Origin of the sequence: Clavibacter sp. MX14-G9D (assembly GCF_032917815.1) — a bacterium.
GTDB classification, from domain to species: domain Bacteria; phylum Actinomycetota; class Actinomycetes; order Actinomycetales; family Microbacteriaceae; genus Clavibacter; species Clavibacter michiganensis_K.
Genome location: NZ_JAVCVL010000183.1, coordinates 1 through 5,508 on the forward strand (window position 1 = coordinate 1; position 5,508 = coordinate 5,508).

Sequence of the window (5,508 nt, forward strand, 5' to 3'; positions counted from 1 at the left end):
GTCTTCGCCGTGCTCGTCTTCGCGGCGGCCGTCGTGGACGCGGTCGTCGCGGACCCAGCGGTGCGGGGCTTGGCCGGCGCCTTCGCCTTCGCCGGTGCCTTGGCCTTCGCCGGTGCCTTGGCCTTCGCCGGTGCCTTGGCCTTGGCCTTGGCGGGCGCCTTGGCCTTCGGCTTCGCCGGTCCCTTGGCGCGCTTGTCGGCGAGCAGCTCGACGGCCCGGTCGAAGTCGATGTCCTCGACCGACTCGCTCTTCGGGATCGTGGCGTTCGTCTCGCCGTCGGTGACGTAGGGGCCGAACCGGCCGTCCTTGACCTTGATGCCCTTGCCGCTGACGGGGTCGGCGTCGAATTCCTTGAGGGCGCTGGAGGGTCTACGCGCGCCGTACTTGGGCTGCGCGAACACCTCGAGGGCCCCGGCGAGGTCGATCTCGAAGATCTGCTCCTCGCTGGTGAGCGAGCGGGAGTCCGTGCCCTTCTTGAGGTACGGGCCGTACTTGCCGTTCTGCGCGGTTATGGGGGTCGCCGTCTCCGGATCCTCGCCCACGACGCGCGGGAGGTCCAGCAGGCGGAGCGCGGTCTCGAGGTCGACGGTCGCGAGGTCCATCGTCTTGAAGATGGAGGCCGTCCGCGGCTTCACGGCCGCCGCCTTCTTCGCCGCGGGCTTCTTGGCGGGCGCCTTCTTCGCCGGTGTCGCCGTGGGCGTCGCCGCAGCCTCGAGCACCTCGCCCGTCGCCGGGTCGACACCCTGCGCGGAAGCGGCGGGCGCCTCCTCCGGCTCCGGGTCGAGCTCGGTCACGTAGGGGCCGTACCGGCCGTCCTTCGCGACGATCTGCTTGCCGTTCTCCGGGTTGATGCCGATCACGCGGTCCGTGACGACGGGGGCGTCGATGAGCTCGCGGGCCTTCGCCGCCGTCAGCTCGTCGGGTGCCAGGTCCTCGGGGAGGTTGACGCGACGAGGCGTCGCGTCCTCCGCCGCGCCCTCCTCGTGGACCTCGAGGTAGGGCCCGTACTTGCCGATGCGCAGGGTGATGTCGTCCGCGATGCGCAGCGAGTTGATCTGCCGCGCGTCGATCTCGCCGAGGTTGTCGATGGTCGGGCGGAGGCCCTTGTGGGCGTCGTTCCCGTAGTAGAAGCCCTTCAGCCAGTCGACCCGCTCGGCCGAGCCCTCCGCGATGCGGTCGAGGTCGTCCTCCATGCCGGCGGTGAAGTCGTACTGCACGAGCTCCGTGAAGAACTCCTCCAGCAGCCGCACCACGGAGAACGCGATCCAGTTGGGCACGAGCGCCGTGCCGCGGGGCGTGACGTAGCCGCGATCCACGATGGTCGAGATGATGGCCGCGTAGGTGGACGGGCGCCCGATGCCGAGCTCCTCGAGCGTCTTCACGAGGCTCGCCTCCGTGTAGCGCGGCGGCGGGCTGGTCTCGTGGCCCTTGGCGTCGACGTCGACCAGGCGCAGGTCCTGCCCCTTCTTCAGGTCGGGGAGCTTGGCCTCGCGTGGCTCGGCGGCGCCGTGGCGCTCCTCGTCACGGCTCTCCTCGTACGCGGCCAGGAAGCCGCGGAAGGTGATGACCGTGCCCGAGGCCGCGAACTCGGCGACCTCTCCGGCGGAGGTCGGACCCGCGGCGATGACGACCGAGGCGGTGGACCCCTTCGCGTCGGCCATCTGGGAGGCGATGGTGCGCTTCCAGATGAGGTCGTACAGCTTGTGGTCGTTCCCGCGCAGGGTGGAGGCCAGCTGCTGCGGCGTGCGGAACGTCTCCCCTGCGGGGCGGACGGCCTCGTGGGCCTCCTGCGCGTTCTTGCTCTTGCCGGCGTAGAGACGCGGCTTGTCCGGCACGGTCTCGGCCCCGTAGAGCTCCGCCGCCTGCTTCCGCGCCGCGGTGATCGCCTGCTGCGAGAGCGACGGCGAGTCGGTGCGCATGTAGGTGATGTAGCCGTTCTCGTAGAGCGACTGCGCGACGCTCATGGTCTGCCGGGCCGAGAACCGCAGCTTGCGGGCGGCCTCCTGCTGCAGCGTCGACGTCGTGAAGGGGGCGGCCGGCCGGCGCGTGTAGGGCTTGGACTCGACGCTCTGCACCTTCAGCGGCACGGACGGGTCGCGCAGCGCCTCGGCGAGGGCCTCCGCGCTGGTCGCGTCGAGGGGACGCGAGTAGTTCTTGAGGGCGCCCTTGTCGTCGAAGTCGCGACCCGTCGCGATGCGGGCCCCGTCGATGCGGACGAGGCGCGCATCGAAGGGCAGCTCCTGGTCGATCGGCGACAGCGCGGCGGTGAGGTCCCAGTAGGAGGCGGTGACGAAGGCCAGGCGCTCGCGCTCGCGATCCACCACGAGCCGCGTGGCGGCGGACTGCACGCGGCCGGCGGACAGGCCGGGGCCGACCTTCCGCCACAGCACGGGCGACACCTCGTAGCCGTACAGGCGGTCGAGGATGCGGCGCGTCTCCTGCGCGTCCACGAGGGCCGTGTCGATGTCGCGGGTGCTGTCGCGTGCGCGCTCGATGGCCTCCTTGGTGATCTCGTGGAAGACCATGCGCTTCACCGGCACCTTGGGCTTGAGCACCTGGAGCAGGTGCCACGCGATGGCCTCGCCCTCCCGGTCCTCATCAGTGGCGAGGAAGAGCTCGTCGGCGTCCTTGAGCGCCCGCTTGAGGTCGGCGACCGTCTTCTTCTTCTGGTCGCTCACGACGTAGTAGGGCTCGAAGCCGTTCTCGACGTCGACGGAGAACTTCCCCAGCGTGCCCTTCTTGAGCTCCGGCGGCAGGTTCTTCGGCTCGATCAGGTCGCGGATGTGACCGACCGACGCCTGCACCTCGTAGCCGTCGCCCAGGTACTGGGCGATCGTCTTGGCCTTGGCCGGCGACTCGACGATGACCAACTTCTTCGTGCCGGGCACGTGACTCCTTATATATGCGTTCATGGGGGCCGGTGTGCGGCCCGGTGTCCGGGTGCGTGCCCGCTCGGATGCGCTCCGGGGCGACGTGCGGCGGGGTCCCCGACAAGGCACACCATACACACGCGCACCGACCGGAGACCTAATCGCGGCGCCGCCCGGACGGGCTCCGTCGCGGCCTCCCGGAGGACTCCGCCAACGGCTCCGCGAGGCCGTGCGGCGACGCCACGATCGGCTCGCGGCCCCGCCCTCACGGCACCGCGTCCCGAGGCTGCCCGGCTCGTGCCCGCGCCGTCACCGCCAGGCCGATGGCGTCACCACGACCCGTGACCGCCACCGCGACGGTGGTGCCGTCCACCTCGCACGAGGTCAGCGACGCCCCCACCGCTCCCACCACCTCGCCCGCCGCGGAGCAGGGCGGGCCCGAGGAGAACCCCGCGGCGACGTCGGCCGCGGCGAGCGCCCCGGAATCCGCCGCACCCGCCACGACGGCCCGTTCGACGAGGACGGTGGACACGGCGACGGAAGCCAGCGCGAGCGAGGCGACCGCCCCGAGCATCCCCACCGCGATCACCGCGCCCGACCCGGCATCACCCGACGTCCGCATCCGCATCCTCCTGCCATGCGCAGCCGCGGGCCTCGAGCCGCATCCCGGCCGCCCCTGCCGGCAGGAAGCGGCTCGGAGCGGTGAGCCGGACGCAGACGGCGTGCCCCTGCCGGTCCACCGCCATGGACGCCCCTCGAGCGGCGCCGTCGATGCGTTCGCCCGCCCTGCTCTCGTCCTCCCCACGGCCGAGGCTCCGCGCGGCCTCCTGCGCGGCCGAGGTCATCTCGACCTGCTGCCCCACGGTCTGCACCGCTCCCATGCACAACCCGAGGACGAGGACGACCGCGGGCAGGACGACCGCGAGCTCCGCCGCCGCCGCCCCGCGGTCCTCCGCCGCAGCCCGGGAGGACGGGTCCACGGGCATGGGGTGCCCCGCCCGCATCAGCGGTCGTAGGTCAGCGCGCGCCGCACGAGGTCGAGCAGCATGCCCCGCACCTCGTCGCTCTGGAGGATGACCACGAGCAGGCCGGCGAACGCGACGGCCGCCATGGTCGCGATGGCGTACTCCGCCGTGGCGGCGCCGCGGTCGCTCGACGCCCGGTCGAGGACGGCCCGGCCGGCTACCCGCACGGCGAGGGCGACCCTCGTGGGCCCGGGCCGCGCGCAACTCCCTCCACCGTCGGCGCAGCTCGACGCGCGACCCGAGGACGCCTCACGGCCGCGCCTGCTCGTCGCCGGAGGAGGCACCGCTGCCACCGCCGCGAGCGGCCAGTCGGAGCGGCACCCCGATGCTCTCGACGCCCCCGCGTCCGGAGCGGTGCTCGATGCCGCCTCGGACCCGCGGAAGGCCCCGCCGCACGATGGCGCCACCGCCCCGTGGTCCGCCGTCGCCGGTGCCGGCTCCTCGACTCGTCCCATGTCCTCGTCCTCTCCCCTGGCGGGCATCGCCCGCCGTCTGTGCCTGCCGCCCGTCGGCAGGTCATCACCTTGCCCGGCGCGGCATCGACGGATCGGGTGCGCCCGACCACCGGTGGACGCCCTCATCCCCGCCCGAGTGTTGAGGACACGACGGCCAGGAGCATCGGCACGACGCCGACCGCCAGGAAGGCCGGCAGGACGCAGACCCCGAGCGGCAGCATCAGCCGCGCGGCGAGACGCGCGGCTGCCCGCTCAGCCCCGGTGCGCGCATCGCGCCGCGCCCTCTCCGCCTCGCCGCGGAGGAGGTCGACGACGGGCGCGCCCGTCCGGGTCGCGACCTCCACGACGGAGGCGACGGCCGTCAGCTCGCCGCGGACGGGGATCCCCGAGCGCTCGCAGGCGCGCCCGACCACGGCGACCGACCGCGGCACGGACGCGCCGCCCGACATCGCGGTCGCGACGAGGTCGAGGACGAGGCCGGGTGCGGCGTCTCGGGGCAGGGCCCGGCGGACGAGGCTCCGGTTCCAGCGCCAGCCGACCGCCACGAGCGCGGCGCCCACCACGAGGCAGGCGGCTCCGGGCACGGTGGTGGCGAGGATCCGGATCGGGTCGAAGCCGAGTCCGGCCGCCAGCACGATCCCGGCCCCGGGCATGAGGAGCACGGTGCGGCTCGTGGCCACCGGACCGGCGAGCGCGGTCCCGGCGTCACGTCGGACGCGGGCGACGTCGACGAGTGTCTCGGCGAGGCGCACGAGCGCCGCCGCCATCGGCGCGCCCGTGCGGTCGGAGATCTCGAGCACCGCGGCGAGGGCGCTCCAGGGCGCGGTGGCGGCGCCTCCCGCGGTGCCGCTCCGTCCGCGCTCCACCGCGTGGGCCACGCGCGCGGACAGGGGATCCGAGTCGGAGCCCGAGGCTACGCATCGGATGACCGATGCCGCGGCACCGTCACCCCGTCGCGCCCTTCCGCCCGGCGGCGCGAGCTGCCGCCATGCGCGTTCGGGTGGCAGTCCCGCGCCGAGCAGCACCGCGAGGCCCCGCACGAACGCGGCCGTCTCCTCCGCCTCCGCCACGACGGCTCCGGCGCTCGACGGCACGATGGTCGCCGGCAGGCGCCCGGCGAGCGCGCGCACCGTCACGGCCGATCCCCGTCGGCCGCCG

General features: G+C 73.7%; 5 protein-coding genes. All 5 read right to left on the reverse strand.

The genetic code is table 11. The features are described 5' to 3' along the window. Positions 1 to 2,888 (reverse strand): type I DNA topoisomerase (topA, locus tag Q6969_RS12555; protein ID WP_317230731.1); only part of this gene is annotated, 2,888 nt, incomplete at its 3' end. Between the two features lie 247 nt (positions 2,889 to 3,135). Next, positions 3,136 to 3,492 carry an Rv3654c family TadE-like protein gene (locus Q6969_RS12560; protein ID WP_317230732.1) on the reverse strand — a complete coding sequence of 119 codons (357 nt, stop codon included), beginning with the start codon at positions 3,490 to 3,492 and terminating at the stop codon, positions 3,136 to 3,138. After that, positions 3,476 to 3,856 carry a TadE family type IV pilus minor pilin gene (locus Q6969_RS12565; RefSeq protein ID WP_396335551.1) on the reverse strand — a complete coding sequence of 127 codons (381 nt, stop codon included), beginning with the start codon at positions 3,854 to 3,856 and terminating at the stop codon, positions 3,476 to 3,478. Before Q6969_RS12565 ends, Q6969_RS12560 begins: the two co-directional genes overlap by 17 nt. 17 nt (positions 3,857 to 3,873) lie before the next feature. Then, positions 3,874 to 4,062 carry a DUF4244 domain-containing protein gene (locus Q6969_RS12570; RefSeq protein ID WP_317230734.1) on the reverse strand — a complete coding sequence of 63 codons (189 nt, stop codon included), beginning with the start codon at positions 4,060 to 4,062 and terminating at the stop codon, positions 3,874 to 3,876. A 410-nt stretch (positions 4,063 to 4,472) separates the two neighbouring features. Then, positions 4,473 to 5,508: type II secretion system F family protein (locus tag Q6969_RS12575; protein WP_396335552.1), on the reverse strand; the 1,036-nt coding region annotated here is incomplete at its 5' end.